The 15,748-nt window shown below is 72.1% G+C and carries 15 protein-coding genes; 7 read left to right on the top strand and 8 right to left on the bottom strand.

The genetic code is table 11. The features are described from left to right. Nucleotides 1-329: 329 nt before the first annotated feature. Together OG446_RS14155 and OG446_RS14150 are read right to left on the bottom strand one after the other, a co-directional pair. Nucleotides 330-1,550, bottom strand: a complete 1,221-nt coding sequence (locus OG446_RS14155) for an acetyl-CoA C-acetyltransferase (protein ID WP_328894370.1) — start codon at nt 1,548-1,550, stop codon at nt 330-332. A gap of 225 nt (nt 1,551-1,775) precedes the next feature. After that, nucleotides 1,776-2,837, bottom strand: coding sequence for an SGNH/GDSL hydrolase family protein (locus OG446_RS14150; protein WP_328898298.1), 1,062 nt, complete (start codon nt 2,835-2,837; stop codon nt 1,776-1,778). A gap of 163 nt (nt 2,838-3,000) precedes the next feature. Between OG446_RS14150 and OG446_RS14145 the strand changes: the two genes are divergently transcribed. Continuing rightward, on the top strand, nt 3,001-4,413 hold the full coding sequence (locus tag OG446_RS14145; protein ID WP_328894369.1) for a cystathionine beta-synthase: 1,413 nt from the start codon (nt 3,001-3,003) through the stop codon (nt 4,411-4,413). Between the two features lie 266 nt (nt 4,414-4,679). Here the strand turns inward: OG446_RS14145 and OG446_RS14140 are convergent, their stop codons facing one another. After that, nucleotides 4,680-5,534, bottom strand: coding sequence for a helix-turn-helix transcriptional regulator (locus OG446_RS14140; RefSeq protein ID WP_328894368.1), 855 nt, complete (start codon nt 5,532-5,534; stop codon nt 4,680-4,682). 147 nt (nt 5,535-5,681) lie between these two features. On the opposite strand from OG446_RS14140, the gene OG446_RS14135 reads away from it, so the two are divergent. After that, a complete protein-coding gene (locus OG446_RS14135; RefSeq protein WP_328894367.1) occupies nt 5,682-6,443 on the top strand; it encodes an SDR family oxidoreductase in 762 nt (253 codons plus the stop codon). Nucleotides 6,444-6,448: 5 nt separating this feature from the next. Here OG446_RS14135 and OG446_RS14130 read toward each other — a convergent pair whose 3' ends face one another. Then, nucleotides 6,449-6,877, bottom strand: a complete 429-nt coding sequence (locus OG446_RS14130) for a hypothetical protein (protein ID WP_328894366.1) — start codon at nt 6,875-6,877, stop codon at nt 6,449-6,451. A gap of 180 nt (nt 6,878-7,057) precedes the next feature. Between OG446_RS14130 and OG446_RS14125 the strand changes: the two genes are divergently transcribed. Together OG446_RS14125 and OG446_RS14120 are read left to right on the top strand one after the other, a co-directional pair. Further along, the gene (locus OG446_RS14125) at nt 7,058-7,903 is read left to right on the top strand and encodes a MurR/RpiR family transcriptional regulator (RefSeq protein ID WP_328894365.1); all 846 of its coding nucleotides are present in this window, start codon (nt 7,058-7,060) and stop codon (nt 7,901-7,903) included. 535 nt (nt 7,904-8,438) lie between these two features. Continuing rightward, complete coding sequence (locus OG446_RS14120; protein WP_328894364.1) at nt 8,439-8,975, top strand: hypothetical protein; 537 nt, start codon at nt 8,439-8,441, stop codon at nt 8,973-8,975. A 25-nt stretch (nt 8,976-9,000) separates the two neighbouring features. Here the strand turns inward: OG446_RS14120 and OG446_RS14115 are convergent, their stop codons facing one another. The 4 genes from OG446_RS14115 to OG446_RS14100 all read right to left on the bottom strand — a co-directional run bounded on the left by OG446_RS14115 (nt 9,001) and on the right by OG446_RS14100 (nt 11,154). Then, nucleotides 9,001-9,375: a hypothetical protein gene (locus tag OG446_RS14115; protein WP_328894363.1), complete on the bottom strand. Its 375-nt coding sequence runs from the start codon at nt 9,373-9,375 to the stop codon at nt 9,001-9,003. A 74-nt stretch (nt 9,376-9,449) separates the two neighbouring features. Then, nucleotides 9,450-9,920: a roadblock/LC7 domain-containing protein gene (locus OG446_RS14110; protein WP_148022508.1), complete on the bottom strand. Its 471-nt coding sequence runs from the start codon at nt 9,918-9,920 to the stop codon at nt 9,450-9,452. A 38-nt stretch (nt 9,921-9,958) separates the two neighbouring features. Then, entirely contained in the window at nt 9,959-10,738 is a 780-nt protein-coding gene (locus OG446_RS14105; RefSeq protein WP_328894362.1) for a transcriptional regulator, read from the bottom strand. Further along, entirely contained in the window at nt 10,735-11,154 is a 420-nt protein-coding gene (locus OG446_RS14100; RefSeq protein ID WP_328894361.1) for a hypothetical protein, read from the bottom strand. Before OG446_RS14100 ends, OG446_RS14105 begins: the two co-directional genes overlap by 4 nt. Before the next feature lie 221 nt (nt 11,155-11,375). Between OG446_RS14100 and hutU the strand changes: the two genes are divergently transcribed. Genes hutU through OG446_RS14085 form a run of 3 tightly spaced genes read left to right on the top strand, consistent with a single transcriptional unit; the run spans nt 11,376 to nt 15,738 of the window. Continuing rightward, nucleotides 11,376-13,121, top strand: coding sequence for a urocanate hydratase (hutU, locus tag OG446_RS14095; protein ID WP_328894360.1), 1,746 nt, complete (start codon nt 11,376-11,378; stop codon nt 13,119-13,121). A gap of 17 nt (nt 13,122-13,138) precedes the next feature. After that, nucleotides 13,139-14,353 (top strand): allantoate amidohydrolase, encoded by a 1,215-nt coding sequence (locus tag OG446_RS14090; RefSeq protein ID WP_328898297.1) that lies wholly within the window; start codon nt 13,139-13,141, stop codon nt 14,351-14,353. Next, on the top strand, nt 14,344-15,738 hold the full coding sequence (locus tag OG446_RS14085) for a formimidoylglutamate deiminase (RefSeq protein ID WP_328894359.1): 1,395 nt from the start codon (nt 14,344-14,346) through the stop codon (nt 15,736-15,738). Before OG446_RS14090 ends, OG446_RS14085 begins: the two co-directional genes overlap by 10 nt. Nucleotides 15,739-15,748 lie beyond the last annotated feature (10 nt).

Genomic DNA, 15,748 nt, shown 5'->3' with positions numbered 1-15,748 from the left:
CCTGTGTCAGTGCATTACGTCACGAATTGGACAGGTCTTTGTGCCCGGGGTTTAGCCCTGATGTGGGTGTGACCTGCGGGAATGACTCTCCCCCAGGAGATAGGTCACATCCTGGGGGAGATTCGGTCACGGTCGGGGCTCGGAACCGGCCACTTCGTCCGGCCGGAGGGCCCGGAAGGCGGTGTGGGCCCGGCGGGCGCCGATGGCCGGTGATCCGGCGGATCCGGAGCGTCACGAAAACGTGAGCGGTTGCGGGGGCGCCCCCGCGGTGCACTCCGGCCCGGCCCGGCTCGGTCCGGCGCGGCCGGGTCGGCCCGGCCGGGATCGGATCAGCTCAGCCGCTCGATGACCATCGCCATGCCCTGGCCGCCGCCCACGCACATGGTCTCCAGGCCGAACTGCTTGTCGTGGAACTGCAGGCTGTTGATCAGCGTGCCGGTGATCCGGGCGCCGGTCATGCCGAAGGGGTGGCCGACGGCGATGGCGCCGCCGTTGACGTTGACCTTGTCCAGCGGCAGGCCCAGGTCGCGGTAGGACGGGATCACCTGGGCGGCGAACGCCTCGTTGATCTCGGCCAGGTCGATGTCGTCGATCGTCAGCCCGGCCCGCTTCAGCGCCTGCTTGCTCGCCTCGACCGGTCCGTAGCCCATGATCTCGGGGGAGAGGCCGGAGACGCCGGTGGAGACGATCCGTGCCAGCGGGGTCAGGCCGAGCTCGCGCGCCTTGGTGTCGGACATGATCACGAGCGCCGCGGCACCGTCGTTGAGCGGGCAGCAGTTGGCCGCGGTCACCAGGCCGTCGGGGCGGAAGACCGGCTTCAGGCCCTGCACGCCCTCCAGGGAGACGCCCGCACGCGGACCGTCGTCCTTGGAGACCACCGTGCCGTCCGGGGTCGTGACCGGGGTGATCTCGCGCTCCCAGAAGCCGTTCTTCAGGGCTTCCTCGGCGAGGTTCTGCGAGCGGACGCCGAACTCGTCCATGTCCTGACGGGTGACGCCCTTGATCCGCGCCAGGTTCTCCGCCGTCTGCCCCATCGCGATGTACGCGTCCGGGACCAGGCCGTCCTCGCGCGGGTCGTGCCAGCTCGCACCGGACTCCTCGGCGCGGGCCGCGGTGCGGGCCTCGGCGTCGGCGAAGAGCGGGTTGCGGGTGTCCGGCAGGCTGTCGGAGTTGCCCTTCGCGAAGCGGGACACCATCTCCACACCGGCGGAGATGAAGACGTCGCCCTCGCCGGCCTTGATGGCGTGCAGCGCCATGCGGCTGGTCTGCAGGGAGGACGAGCAGTAGCGCGTGACCGTACAGCCGGGAAGGTGGTCCATCCCCATCTGCACGGCGATGATGCGGCCCAGGTTGTTGCCCTGCTCGCCGCCGGGGAGGCCGCAGCCGAGCATCAGGTCGTCGATGTCCCGCGGGTCCAGCTCGGGGACCTTGGCGAGGGCGGTCTGGATGATCGTGGCGGTCAGGTCGTCCGCGCGCAGGTCCTTCAGCGAACCCTTGAAGGCCCGGCCGATGGGCGAACGGGCAGCAGAGACGATCACGGCTTCGGGCATCACGCGGCTCCATGAGGGCTGGAAGGCTGTCTGGCAGGACTGCTCTGGAAGTTACCCGGACGTACTGCTGAGGTCACCCGACAGGGCGTGTGATGCGGGCCTCTTTTCTAAGCAACCGCTCAGTTCGTCGAGTGGGAGTCGGACGGGAAGGGCGCGGGGCCCCCGCAGGGCACGCCCTGCCGGTCCCTGCACGGCATGCACTGCGGGCCCCCTCGGGGCGCCCCCTCAGGCATGCCGCGGCGAGGTGTCGGTGCCGGTGCCCGGGCGTCGTTCCACCCGCGTCGAGCCGCCCGCCTCCCCGTGCATCTCCGGGTGCGGGTGTGGGTGCGGCTCCGTCGCCGCGGGCAGACGCCGCCGCCTGCGGTGCTTGAGGAGCGCCCAGGGCGCCCGGGCCCCGGTGACCTCCGTACCGGCCTCCTTGGCCGCTTGGGAGGCCGCCTTGGCCACCGGCAGCATGTCCTCGCGCCGCGCCCCGTCCAGCCGGTCGGTCTCCGGCCACAGGCCGAGCACCGCGCAGAGCGTCGGCAGGAGCGCCATCGCCGCCGTCGCGTACCCCTCCGCCGACGGGTGGTAGTTGTCCGGGCCGAACAGCTCCCGCGGGTTCGCCTCGAACTCCGGGCCCAGCAGATCGCCCAGCGACACCGTGCGTCCGCCCTGCTCCACCGAACCGATCGTCTGCGCCGCCGCCAGCTGCCGGCTCACCCGGCGGGCCATCCACCGCAGCGGCTGGTAGACCGGCTCGATCGTGCCCAGGTCCGGGCAGGTGCCCACGACGACCTCGGCCCCCGCCGTACGCAGCCTGCGCACCGCCGTTGTCAGACAGCGCACCGACTGGGTGGCGGGCATCCGGTGCGTCACGTCATTGGCGCCGATCATGATCACGCAGACGTCCGGCACTCGGGCCGGGTCCGCGAGCAGCAGCGAGACCTGCCGCTCCAGATCGTCCGACCTGGCCCCCGGCTGCGCGACGTTGCGCAGATCCACCGGCCGCTCCGACACCGCCGCGAGCCCCGAGGCGAGCAGCGCCCCCGGAGTCTGCCCGGCCCTGCGCACCCCCTGCCCGGCCGCCGTGGAGTCCCCGAGCAGCCCGAACCGCAGCGGGTCCGCAGGGCCCGCGAACGCCACCCCGTACCGCCCGTCCGCGCTCGGCGGCACCGGAGCGGTGCCGCCTCCCACCTGCCGCTTCGCCAGCTGGACCTCCGCCAGCAGGACGCCCACCGCTGCGGCGCCCAGCAGCCCGATGCTGCCACCGCCGTACGCCGCGCCCGCCGCGATCCGCCGTGCCACCCTTGCCCTCGACACAGTCCGGTCCACCTCCTCCTTGCCGTACTGCCCTACCGCCGTACACAGAGCTAACTGCCCCCAAGTGGCCGTCGTTCAATCGCTTCGCCCAATCTCGTGCCCGTACGCATACTCTTGCGGCACCATCTCGGAGACCCCGGAGTACACGGTGCAATTCCACGATTCGATGATCAGTCTCGTAGGCAATACCCCGCTGGTGAGGCTGCGCAGTGTGACGGCCGGCATCCAGGCGACGGTCCTGGCCAAGGTCGAGTACTTCAACCCCGGCGGTTCGGTCAAGGACCGGATCGCCCTGCGCATGATCGAGGCCGCCGAACAGAGCGGCGAGCTGCAGCCCGGCGGCACGATCGTCGAGCCGACCAGCGGCAACACGGGCGTGGGCCTGGCGATCGTCGCGCAGCAGAAGGGCTACAAGTGCGTCTTCGTCTGCCCGGACAAGGTGTCCACGGACAAGATCAACGTGCTGCGCGCCTACGGTGCCGAGGTCGTCGTCTGCCCGACGGCGGTCGACCCGGAGCACCCGGACTCGTACTACAACGTCTCGGACCGGCTGGTCCGTGAGACGCCGGGAGCCTGGAAGCCCGACCAGTACTCCAACCCGAACAACCCGCGCTCCCACTACGAGACCACCGGTCCCGAACTGTGGGAGCAGACGGACGGGAAGATCACGCACTTCGTGGCGGGGGTCGGCACCGGCGGCACGATCAGCGGCACCGGCCGCTACCTGAAGGAAGCCAGCGGCGGCGCCGTCAAGGTCATCGGCGCGGACCCGGAGGGCTCGGTCTACTCCGGCGGCTCCGGCCGGCCGTATCTGGTCGAGGGCGTCGGCGAGGACTTCTGGCCGTCGGCGTACGACCGGACGGTCACCGACGAGATCGTCGCCGTGTCCGACAAGGACTCCTTCCAGATGACCCGCCGCCTCGCCAAGGAGGAGGGGCTGCTGGTCGGCGGTTCCTGCGGCATGGCGGTCGTGGGCGCCCTGGAGGTCGCGAAGCGGCTCGGACCCGACGACGTGGTCGTCGTCCTGCTGCCGGACAGCGGCCGCGGCTACCTCAGCAAGATCTTCAACGACGAGTGGATGGCCGACTACGGCTTCCTGGAGGACACCGGCCCGTCCGCCCGTGTCGCCGACGTCCTCGACTACAAGGCGGGCCCGATCCCGACGCTCGTCCACATGCACCCGGAGGAGACCGTCGGCGAGGCGATCGACGTGCTGCGCGAGTACGGCGTCTCGCAGATGCCGATCGTGAAGCCCGGTGCCGGACACCCGGACGTGATGGCCGCCGAGGTCATCGGGTCGGTCGTCGAGCGGGAACTGCTGAACGCGCTCTTCGCCCAGCAGGCCTCGCTCACCGACCCGCTGGAGAAGCACATGTCGCCGCCACTGCCGCAGGTCGGCTCCGGCGAACCGGTCGAGGACCTGATGGCGGTGCTCGGCGGCACCGGCGCGGCCGACGCGGCGATCGTGCTCGTGGAGGGCAAACCGAAGGGTGTCGTCAGCCGGCAGGACCTGCTGGCGTTCCTCGCCAAGGAGGCGCCGGCCCCCGGCACCAAGGCGTGACGCGGTCCGGAACGCGCCCTTCGTGAAAACGGTACGAGCGCGACACGTGGCCGCAGCACCGGCTTAACACGGCTCGGGCAGATTAGTGGGTGTCGGCAGGGAAACCCGCCGGCACCGAAACGGCGACACGGACTACGGAGCGGCTCCCGGACCTCCACCGTCGCCCGGATGCGAGATCCGGCCCTGACCCGGATCGCGTCCTTCGCGGGGACCGCCGTCGTCCCGCCCCCTGGGAAACCGGGGGTGCGGCGGTCCCCGCGACACATCTATGCGCAGAGACCGCGCGCACCCTCCTCGTCCCCGCCCTGCACCTTTCTGGCCAGCAGGGCGATGCGCTCCGCCGTCTCCGAACCGGGCTCCGGGGTGTAGACCACCAGCGACTGGTCCGGGTCGCCGGGCACGCCGAGCGTCTCGTACGGAAGCGTCAGCCCGCCCACGACCGGGTGGTCGATCCTCTTCACGCCGTACGTCTTCGCCTGCACCTGGTGGTCCGCCCACAGCCGGCGGAAGTCCTCGCTCTTCATGGACAGTTCGCCGACCAGGGCGGCGAGCCGCTTGTCGTCGGGGTGAAGTCCCGCGTCCAGGCGCAGATGCGCGACCGTCTCCGCCGCCACGGCCGGCCAGTCCGGGTACAGCTCCCGCGCCGCCGGTTCGAGGAACGTCTGCCGCGGCATGTTCCGTTCGTCGGCGGCCATCCGGGAGAAGCCGACGACCGCGTCACCCAGCGCGTTCCACGCCAGGACGTCCATCCGGCGGCCCAGGACGAAGGCGGGCGCCGGGTCGAGCGTGTCCAGGAGCAGCCGCAGTCCCGGCCGTACCCGCTGTGCGGCGGTCGGAGCGGCCTTGCGCGGTGCGGGGCGGGCCACCGTGCGCAGGTAGGCGTGCTCCGTCCCGTCCAGCCGGAGCACCCTGGCTATCGCGTCGAGCACGGCGTCCGAGACGCTGGGGCCGCGGCCCTGTTCCAGCCGGATGTAGTAGTCGACGCTGACCCCGGCGAGCTGGGCGACCTCCTCACGGCGGAGCCCGGGCACGCGCCTGCGGCCGTAGGAGTTCAGCCCCACGTCCTCGGGCCGGATACGGGCTCGTCGTGAGCGGAGGAAGTCTCCGAGGTCGCCGTCCATGGAGCCGAGCGTAGAAGACCGGCCGGTTCCCGTCCTGGTACTGCCGGACCCAGGAAAGACGCACCCCTGGGTAGCCGCGGCGCGCCGTCACAGAGTGGGGACCGGCCCGGGGAGACGCCCCGGGCAACAGCGCCCAGGAGTACCGACATGTCTTACGCAACGCTCGCCGGCCGCACCGCGGTCATCACCGGAGCCGCCAGCGGCATGGGCCACGCGACGGCACGGCTGCTCGCCGCCCACGGGGTACGGGTGGCGCTGCTGGCCCGCCGGGAGGACCGGCTGACGGAGCTCGCCGGAAAGATCACCGCCGAGGGCGGTCAGGCACTCGTCGTGGTCACCGACGTCACCGACCAGGCGTCCGTGGACACCGCCGCCCAGCGGGTGCGTACGGAGTTCGGCCCGGTGGACCTGGTGGTCAACGCGGCCGGTGTGATGCTGCCGAACCCGGTGGACGCGGGCCGTGCCGACGAGTGGCAGCGGATGCTCGACACGAACGTGACGGGTGTCCTGCGCGTCATCCGGGCCTTCACGGCCGGCCTGGTGGCGGCCGCCGCCGGGGGCCGCACCGCCGACCTGGTCAACATCTCGTCGATCGGCGCGCACGTCACGTTCCCCAACTACGCCGTGTACGGGGCCACGAAGGCCGCGCTCACGTACCTGTCGGCCTCACTGCGCACCGAACTCGGCCCGCGCGACGTCCGCGTCACGAACATCGAGCCCGGCCTCACCGACTCCGAGCTGGCCGGCCATGTCGACAACGCGGAACTCAGCGGTCAGCTGGACGGCATGTTCGACGCGCTCGGCGGGCTCTCCAGCGACGAGATCGCCGACCTGATCGCGTACACGACCAGCCGCGCACGCCACATCAACCTCCGCCAGGTCGTCGTGCTGCCGACCCGTCAGGCCTGAGGCGCTCAGTCCTCCCAGTCGGACGTCGTCCGCCGCTCGTTCTCCCTGCGCGCGAACAGCCGCCCGCTGTGGACGGCCTGGACGACGTTGACGCCGACGATGCCGAGCCAGGCCACGACGAGCCCTTCGATTCCCGCGTTCGCGACACCGATGGCGGACAGCGGGATCGCCAGGATCAGGGAGATGATCCCGAACCCGAAACGCTCACCGAAGGTCCCCAGGGGCGGCTGCGGGGTGCGCGCCCCGCGGGCGACGCTGATCTGCTGCTCGGCGAAATGGCGCCGGACCCGGCGGTCGAGCGTGCCGTCGAGGCGCTGTTCGACCTTCTCGAGAAACGACTCGACGAGCGCGGACTCGTACTCGGCCCCCAGCTCGCTGCGGGCCTGCAGGGTGGCCTTGAGCTCCTTCTTGAGCTCGGTGTCGGGTGCGTCCATGGTTCCACGGTACGAAGCGGGTGCAGCCGGGTCAGTGGGGCTAACCCCCCTGTTTCCCCCTAGGGGCCGCGCCGGCGGCCCGTCCACGGAGCGGCTGCATATGGACATGCAGACGGCTTACTGGCTGAATGGATTCGTCGGTGCCGGATCCCGGCACGGCCGATCTACCGAGGGGACAGCATGAGCGGGAGCAGCCCGGCCGCGCGTGTGCAGCAGCTGTTCGAAGGGCGCAGGCTCACGCCCACGCAGCGGCGCATCGCGCACTCGATGGTGCGCAGGGCCGGCGACGCTCCGTTCCTCTCCAGCGTGGAACTGGCCGAACTGGCCGGGGTCAGCCAGCCCTCCGTCACCCGGTTCGCCGTCGCCCTCGGGTTCGACGGCTATCCCGCGCTGCGCAAGCACCTGCGCGAGGTCGCCCCGGCCGGGCCCGCCGAGGGCGAGGGGGAGGACACGTACAACGAGTACCAGCAGGCGGTGCTCGGCGAGATCGAGAACCTGCGCCACCTTGCCGAACTGCTCGCCGATCCCGGGCCCGTCGAACGGGCCGGCCGGCTCCTCGCCGCCTCGCGGCCCCTGCTCGTGCTCGGGCTGCGCGCGGCGTCCTCGCAGGCTCGGGGCTTCGGATACTTCGCCGCCAAGGTGCACCCCGACGTCCGGGTCCTCGACGAGGGGGGCAGCATGCTGCACGACCGGATCGACGCGGCCCGGCGGGCCGGTGCCAGTGCGCTGATCTGCTTCGCGCTGCCGCGCCACCCGCGCGAGGCCGTGGACGCCCTCGCCCACGCGCGGGACCGGGGACTGGCCGTGGTCTCGGTCGCCGACTCCGCGTTCGCACCGGTGGCCGCACACAGCGATCTGCTGATCCCCGCCGCGGTGGGAACGGGGCTCGCCTTCGACACCGCCTGCGCGCCGATGCTGCTGGGGCGGGTGCTGCTGGAGGCCATGTGCGACGACCTGCCCGACGCGCAGGCGAGGCTGGAGGAGTTCGACGCGAATGCCGCTTCGCGGCAGCTTTTCGTCGAGTGACGTTGCGCTGTTCCGGGGCGGGGGTTTTGTCCTCAATCGCCGGACGGGCTTGAGTTGTGCGGCTTGCTCCGCGGGGGTGCGCCGTTGTCCGGTGGGTGGGGTCCGGTGCCCCTCCGGGGCGTCTCCTCAGACGACGAACGTTTCCAGTCCCACGCAGCGGACCCGGGTATCCGTTCGTCGTCCTGCGGGGACTCCCCTGCACGGCCCCGGACCGGCCGCCTTGCGTCTGCGGCAGCAGTCCTACCGGTATGCAGACGCGGGTGATGCCGGGTGGGGGCGTGCAGGGGAGTCCCCGCAGAAAATGGCGTACGACCCGGGTACTTGTCCGTTGTCGGGTGCACACGCCATTTTTGAGGAGTCTCCCCGGAGCGACCCCACCCCCACCCACCGGACAGGGGCGCACCCCGCAGGGGACCCGCGCGCCGTTTCTCAGACATCGCTCATGTACGGCCCCTAATCTGCGCCCACGGAATGGGGCACAGGAGCCGTCGAGAGGGGCACGGACGTGGGGCGCGGAGCGCAGTCGTTGGCGAGAGTGGCCGTGATCGTACGGGCCGGAGCGGCGCCCATGTGGTGGCCCGGCCTGGTCGCCGCGTCCATCGGGGCACTGGTACCGGGACTCACCGGCCGCCGCATCGGACTGCTGGCTGGGGCGGCGCTGTTCCTGGTCACCATGGCCGTCGTCGCACTGTCGCGCGGGGGCCGGTACGCCTCGCTCGCCCGGGGCGCCACCCGGGCCGGCCGTACCGACTTCCTCCAGGACCGGGCCGTGACCGTACGCAACTGGCGCCGGGGGCACCGCTGGTGGCTGCTCGGGGCGTTCCTCGCGGCGGTTGCCAGCGCGTTCGCCGTGCCCGGGGCGGGCGGGCTGCTGCTTGCCGGGGCCGGTGCCGGGCTCTGGGCCAAGGCCGTCAGGTTCGGGCAGCGGGAGCGCCGGGACGACGTCCTGTACTGGGTGCGCACGGACCGGGTGGGGCGCGGGCGCCCCGCCGGCAAGCAGGTCGAGGCCTACCGGACGACGGGGCCCGCGGCGGGCGACGCCGCCCCCGGTGGGGCGCGGCGCTCCCGCTGACGCCAAGGTTCCGAGACGCGGGGTCTCAGATCTCCAGGTCGGCCTCGATCTTCTTCAGCTGGTGGCGGGCCATGGCCAGGTTCGCCCGGCCCGAGTCAAGCACGAGGTACAGGAACAGGCCGTTGTTGCCACGGGACTTGAGCAGCCGGATCAGGTGGTACTGGGTGCCCAGCGTGATCAGGATGTCCTCGATCTCGTCCTGGATGCCGAGATGTTCCATGGTGCGGAGCTTGGCGCGTACGACGTCGGTGTTGCCCGCGGCCGCGACCTCCAGGTTGAATTCCTTGCCGCCGCCGAGGGTGCCCAGCGCCATGCCGCTCGTGTAGTCGACGAGGGCGACACCGGTGGTGCCCTCGATGGACGACATCGCTTCCTTCAGTGACGCTTCGGTGTTCGCCATGAGTGCTCGTTTCCTTTCCCTGACCGGTCGGGAGGACCGGTTCCGTTTCTGGGTCGTGCCGGGCTCGTGCGGGGTCATGTCGGGCGGTGCGGCAGGGGCCCGGGCTGGTGCGGGGTGCGGGGCACCGGAGCCCGGGGGCCCGGCGCGGGCTGCGGGGTGCGTTCCAGGGCGGCGTCGACGAGTTCGCCGATCCGGGAGCCGGACCTGCGGCCCTCCAGATGGAGCCGGCCGACGTTGATCCGGTCCTCGGCGAGCAGGGTCAGTACGGCCGAGGAGCCGGCGGCGTACGTCGCGATGTAGCCGGTCTCGCCGCGGACGAGGAGTTCGCGGAAGCCGCCGCGGCCGGTCGCGTCCGTCATCCGGATCGAGACGCCGAGCGCGGCCGCGGTCAGCGCCGCGACGCCCTCCGCCTCCACTCCCGGGGTGTCATGGGCCAGGACGAGTCCGTCGGTGCTGGCCGCCAGGGCCCCGGAGAGGAGCGGAACCCGGGCCCGTAACCGCTGGAGCTCGGCCAGGACATCCTGCACTTCGGCCTCGGGCACCATCAGCTGTCTCCTCCCGGCACGCTGTCTGAGCGCGCGTATCACAGGGCCTCCAATGCGTCTCGGAGCCGGCGCAACAGGGCGACGTCGGGGTCGGCCGTGACCTCGGGGAGCGGGATGCGGCCGGCCGGGACCGCCGTCTCCCGTACCGCGGCGACGAGTCCGGCGGCCGCCAGCCGACGCAGGTCGACCAGGGTGTGGAACGCCGACCTGCCCAGTTCCTGCGCGATGTCCGTTGCCGTACGCAGCCCGTCCACGCGCTCCAGTACGCGGCGCTGGCGCGGCGGTACGGGGGAGTCGGCGGGGCGGCCGGTACCCACGAGCGGGGCACTGTCGGTCACCGACTCCGGCCAGATCCGGTCCAGCAGTTCCCGGCGCCGGAGCGTCTCGCGCTGCACGGCGTCCACGGGGACGGGGCGGACCGGGCCGATCCAGTGGGCGACCCCGTAGCGGAAGCGGGCCGGGGTCCGGGTCGGGGCGAGGGCGAAGAACGCCGCGTCGTACAGCGCCCCCAGGTGGCAGAGCTCCAGGGCGCCGCCCGGCACCCGGCCGCTGTCCACGAGGTAACGGCCCACCCGCTGTCCGGCACCGGCCTGGGCGACCGCGTCCCACCAGCCCTCGCGGCGCAGCGCGCCGCCCCGGGTGAGCAGGACGTCGATGCCGGGGGTGGCGGGGCTCTCGGCGTGCACCACCTTGCCGTCGGCCAGATAGAGGGTGCCGCGGTCGCGCATGAGTGCGCCGGTGGCCCGTTCGGCGGCGAGGCGCTGGAGCATGGGCGAGAGGACGGGGGGCGGGGCGGGCGAAGGGGCGGGCCTTCTCATGCCAGCACCAGCCGCTCGGCCATCTCGCCCAGCCGTATCCGGGCCAGGGCCAGATTGCCCTCCGCGCGGTCCAGCCACAGGTGGAGGAAGACGCTGCTGTCGAAGTCCGTCTCGACGAACCTGAGGATGTGGTACCCGGAGCGGGTGGTGACGATGACGTCCTCCACGGGCGGCGTCCCCGCGAGTCCCGTGCCGTCCCCGGTGGCAGGCGTCTCCGGTAAGCCGACCGCGAAGGCGGGCTGTTCGGCCGCCATCCGCGCCACCTCCGCCGTCTCCGCGGCGGTGGCCTCGTGATCGCCGTTGGGCGAGTCACCGATGGTGCCGAGAGCGAGACCGCTCGTCCAGTCGACCACGGCGGCACCACGGGCACCGGGCAGTCTCATGACGTCGAGCAGGCACTCGTCGATTCCGGGCACGCGGACTCCCCTCCGACGCTGCGTGCGGCTGTGACCCCGAGGTTACGCAACGTGCTCGTTCCAGGTGGAGGTTCTGGCATTTTCCATTGGTACATGCGGCAGGCCGGGGAAAATGCCCCGCCGAGGGCCGGTGGCGACGGGCCCGCCCCACCCTGTTGACTGGAGCTATTCAGCCACTCAAGATGTGAATAGAAAATTCACAGTCGCGAGGAGGCATTGCCATGTCAGGACCCCGCCCCGTACGGGCACCGCGCGGTACCGAACTGAGCGCCCTGGGATGGCAGCAGGAAGCCGCGCTGCGCATGCTGCAGAACAACCTCGACCCCGAGGTCGCCGAGCACCCCGACAAGCTCGTCGTCTACGGCGGCACGGGCAAGGCGGCCCGGGACTGGCGCTCGTTCGACGCGATGGTCCGCACGCTGCGGACGCTCAAGCAGGACGAGACGATGCTCGTGCAGTCGGGGCGGCCGGTCGGTGTCATGCAGACGCACGAGTGGGCCCCGCGGGTCCTGATCGCCAACTCCAACCTGGTCGGCGACTGGGCGAACTGGGAGGAGTTCCGCCGCCTCGAGGCGCTCGGGCTCACCATGTACGGCCAGATGACCGCCGGTTCGTGGATCTACATCGGCACGCAGGGCATCCTCCAGGGCACGTACGAGACGTTCGCCGCCGTCGCCGCGAAGAAGTTCGGCGGCACGCTGGCCGGGACGATCACGCTGACCGCCGGTCTCGGCGGGATGGGCGGTGCCCAGCCGCTCGCCGTGACGATGAACGACGGCGTCGCGATCTGCATCGACTGCGACCCGCGCGCCATCGAGCGCCGCATCGAGCACCGCTTCCTGGACGTGCAGGCGGACAACCTGGAGCACGCGCTCCAGCTGGCCACCGAGGCGAGGGACGCCCGCCGGCCGCTCTCCATCGGACTGCTCGGCAACGCGGCGGAGCTGCTGCCCCGGATGCTCGCCGAGGGCGCCCCGGTCGACATCGTCACCGACCAGACCAGCGCGCACGACCCGCTGGCCTACCTGCCGCTCGGCGTCGACTTCGACGACATGGCCGACTACGCCACCGAGAAGCCCGCCGACTTCACCCTGCGCGCCCGTGAGTCGATGGCGAAGCACGTCGAGGCGATGGTCGGCTTCATGGACGCCGGTGCTGAGGTCTTCGACTACGGCAACTCGATCCGCGGCGAGGCCCAGCTCGCCGGGTACGGGCGGGCCTTCGACTTCCCCGGCTTCGTGCCCGCCTACATCCGGCCGCTGTTCTGCGAGGGCAAGGGCCCGTTCCGCTGGGCGGCGCTCTCCGGTGAGGCCTCCGACATCCACAAGACCGACAAGGCGATGCTGGAGCTCTTCCCGGAGAACGAGTCGCTGCACCGCTGGATCAAGATGGCCGGTGAGCGCGTCCACTTCCAGGGACTGCCCGCCCGCATCTGCTGGCTCGGCCAGGGCGAGCGCGACAAGGCCGGCGAGCGCTTCAACGACATGGTCGCGCGTGGCGATCTGGTCGCCCCGCTGGCCATCGGCCGTGACCACCTGGACTGCGGCTCGGTCGCCTCGCCGTACCGCGAGACCGAAGCCATGCTCGACGGATCCGACGCGATCGCCGACTGGCCGCTGCTGAACGCCATGGTCAACGTGGCGTCCGGGGCCTCCTGGGTCTCCATCCACCACGGGGGCGGGGTCGGCATGGGACGCTCCATCCACGCCGGACAGGTCACCGTCGCCGACGGCACGAAGCTGGCGGGCGAGAAGATCCGCCGGGTGCTGACCAACGACCCGGGCATGGGCGTCATCCGGCACGTCGACGCCGGCTACGACATCGCGGAGTCGGTCGCCGCGGAGCGCGGGGTCAGGGTCCCGATGCGCGAGGGCGGCCCGGACGGCACGAGCACCGCGGCGGACACGGACGGGACCGCCGCATCCCGCACGAGCACCGCGGCAGGCACGGACGGGACCGCCGCGTGAGCCCCACCTTCCACGCGATGTGGGCGTCGTTGCGGAACATCGGCCGCAACGCCGAGTCCGGCGGCTACCGGCGCTACGCCTGGACCGGGGCCGACGCCGACTGCCGCCTCTGGTTCCGGATGCAGGCCGAGGCCCGCGGCCTCGACGTCGAGGTGGACCGCAACGGCAATCAGTGGGCCTGGCGCGGCGACCCCCTCGCGGGTGACGCCGTCGTCACCGGCTCGCATCTCGACTCCGTGCCGGACGGTGGTGCCTTCGACGGGCCGCTCGGCGTCGTCTCCTCCTTCGCCGCGCTCGATGAACTCCGCCGCAGGGGAGTGGAGTTCACCCGGCCGCTGGCGATCACCAACTTCGGTGACGAGGAAGGGGCCCGCTTCGGCCTCGCCTGCGTCGGCTCCCGGCTCGCCGCCGGGCAGCTGACCGTCGAGGCCGCGCACCGGCTGCGCGACGGTGACGGCATCACCCTGCCGCAGGCCATGGAGGCGGCCGGGTACGACCCCGACGCCATCGGCCCGGACCCCGAACGGCTCGCCCGTATCGGCGCGTTCGTCGAACTCCACGTCGAGCAGGGCCGCGCCCTCGACCTGAGCGGTGACCCGGTCGGCATCGCCTCCGCGATCTGGCCGCACGGCCGCTGGCGCTTCGACTTCCGGGGCGAGGCCAACCATGCGGGCACCACCCGGCTCGCCGACCGCCGCGACCCGATGCTCACGTACGCCGAGACGGTGCTCGCGGCCCGCCGGGAGGCCGAACTGGCCGGAGCGCTGGCCACCTTCGGCAAGATCGCCGTCGAGCCGAACGGTGTCAACGCCATCCCCTCGCTCGTGCGCGGCTGGCTCGACTCCCGCGCCGCCGACCAGGACACCCTGGACACGGTCGTCGCCGGCATCGAGCGGGCCGCCCGGGAACACGCCGAGCGGGCCGGGATCGACCTCGACGTCGTACGGGAGTCCTTCACGCCCGTCGTGGAGTTCGAGCACGCCCTGCGTGACGAGCTGGGCGCGCTCCTGAAGGGGTCGGCCCTCCGCGACACCGGGCGCGACGTCCCCGTACTCGGCACCGGAGCCGGACACGACGCGGGTATTTTGTCCGCTTCGGTCCCTACCGCCATGCTGTTCGTACGGAACCCCACCGGGATCTCGCACTCGCCGGCCGAGTACGCCGCCGAGGACGACTGCGTGGCCGGGGTGATCGCACTCGCCGACGTACTGGAAGGTCTCGCGTGCCGCTGACGACGGAAGTGACGGAGGCGACGGGCAGGCCCGTCACCGTGACGTACTGGCTCTCCCACGCCTGGCTCGGCACCCATGTCGAGCCGGACGTGGTCCTGGAGGTGTCCGGCGGGCGGATTGCCGGGGTGCGGACCGGCGTCGGCGCCCCGCCGCCCGGCGCGACCGTGCTGCGCGGGCTCACGCTGCCCGGTCTCGCCAACGCCCACTCGCACGCCTTCCACCGGGCCCTGCGCTCCACCGTCCAGGTCGGCTCCGGCACCTTCTGGACCTGGCGCGAGACCATGTACCAGGTCGCGTCCCGGCTCACCCCCGACACGTACTACGACCTGGCCCGTGCCGTGTACGCCGAGATGGCGCTGGCCGGCATCACCGCGGTCGGCGAATTCCACTATCTGCACCACGCGCCGGGCGGCGTCCCGTACGACAACCCGAACGCGATGGGTGAGGCCCTGATCGCGGCCGCCCGCGAGGCCGGAATCCGGATCACCCTGCTGGACACCGCCTATCTCGCCGCCGGATTCGGCCGCAGGCCCTCCCAGTACCAGCAGCCCGACCGGCACCAGTTGCGCTTCTCTGACACGACCGCCGACGCCTGGGCGGAGCGCGCCGGTCTCCTCAAGGGTGACGACAACACCCTGATCGGCGCGGCAGTCCACTCCGTGCGGGCCGTTCCCGCCGATCAGCTGGCCACCGTCGCCCGGTGGGCCGAGGAGCGGCACGCCCCGCTGCACGTCCACCTCTCCGAGCAGACCGCGGAGAACGACGCCTGCCTCGCCGCCCACGGCCGCACCCCCACCCGGCTCCTCGCCGACCACGGGGTCCTCGGCCCGCGCACCACCGGCGTCCACAACACCCACCTCACCGGCGAGGACATCGAGCTCATCGGCTCGACGGCGACCGGCACCTGCATGTGCCCGACCACCGAACGCGACCTGGCCGACGGCATCGGCCCGGCCGTGGCCCTCCAGCGCGCCGGATCGCCGCTCTCGCTGGGCAGCGACAGCCACGCCGTGATCGACCTCTTCGAAGAGGCCCGAGCGATGGAGCTCAACGAGCGCCTGCGGACCCGCACCCGAGGCCACTGGACGGCCGCCGCACTGCTGCGTGCCGCCTCCGCCGACGGCCACGCCGCACTCGGCAGGCCGGACGCGGGCGTCCTCGAACCCGGTGCCCCCGCCGACCTCGTGACCGTCGCCCTCGACTCCGTCAGAACAGCGGGGCCGGTGCCACGGCTGGCAGCCGAAACAGCGGTATTCGCCGCCTCCGCCGCCGATGTGCGCCACACCGTGGTCGCGGGCCGGCACCTCGTCCGCGACGGACATCACGCGTCGGTCGACGACGTCCCCGGAGCGCTCGCGCGAGCCATCGCGGCCCTGCACCACTGAGCACCCAGGC

The organism is Streptomyces sp. NBC_00236 (genome assembly GCF_036195045.1).
Lineage (GTDB): Bacteria > Actinomycetota > Actinomycetes > Streptomycetales > Streptomycetaceae > Streptomyces.
Note: the sequence above shows the minus strand (reverse complement) of the source record. Positions and strands in the feature narration are given on the sequence as shown.

What these genes read in the sequence shown, in the direction of transcription:
- OG446_RS14130 (WP_328894366.1), bottom strand. Translation starts at nt 6,877, where the DNA reads ATGGACGCACCCGACACCGAGCTCAAGAAGGAGCTCAAGGCCACCCTG.
- OG446_RS14105 (WP_328894362.1), bottom strand. Translation starts at nt 10,738, where the DNA reads ATGAGAAGGCCCGCCCCTTCGCCCGCCCCGCCCCCCGTCCTCTCGCCC.
- OG446_RS14125 (WP_328894365.1), top strand. Translation starts at nt 7,058, where the DNA reads ATGAGCGGGAGCAGCCCGGCCGCGCGTGTGCAGCAGCTGTTCGAAGGG.
- OG446_RS14135 (WP_328894367.1), top strand. Translation starts at nt 5,682, where the DNA reads ATGTCTTACGCAACGCTCGCCGGCCGCACCGCGGTCATCACCGGAGCC.
- OG446_RS14115 (WP_328894363.1), bottom strand. Translation starts at nt 9,375, where the DNA reads ATGGCGAACACCGAAGCGTCACTGAAGGAAGCGATGTCGTCCATCGAG.
- hutU (WP_328894360.1), top strand. Translation starts at nt 11,376, where the DNA reads ATGTCAGGACCCCGCCCCGTACGGGCACCGCGCGGTACCGAACTGAGC.
- OG446_RS14090 (WP_328898297.1), top strand. Translation starts at nt 13,139, where the DNA reads ATGTGGGCGTCGTTGCGGAACATCGGCCGCAACGCCGAGTCCGGCGGC.
- OG446_RS14140 (WP_328894368.1), bottom strand. Translation starts at nt 5,534, where the DNA reads ATGGACGGCGACCTCGGAGACTTCCTCCGCTCACGACGAGCCCGTATC.
- OG446_RS14155 (WP_328894370.1), bottom strand. Translation starts at nt 1,550, where the DNA reads ATGCCCGAAGCCGTGATCGTCTCTGCTGCCCGTTCGCCCATCGGCCGG.
- OG446_RS14110 (WP_148022508.1), bottom strand. Translation starts at nt 9,920, where the DNA reads ATGGTGCCCGAGGCCGAAGTGCAGGATGTCCTGGCCGAGCTCCAGCGG.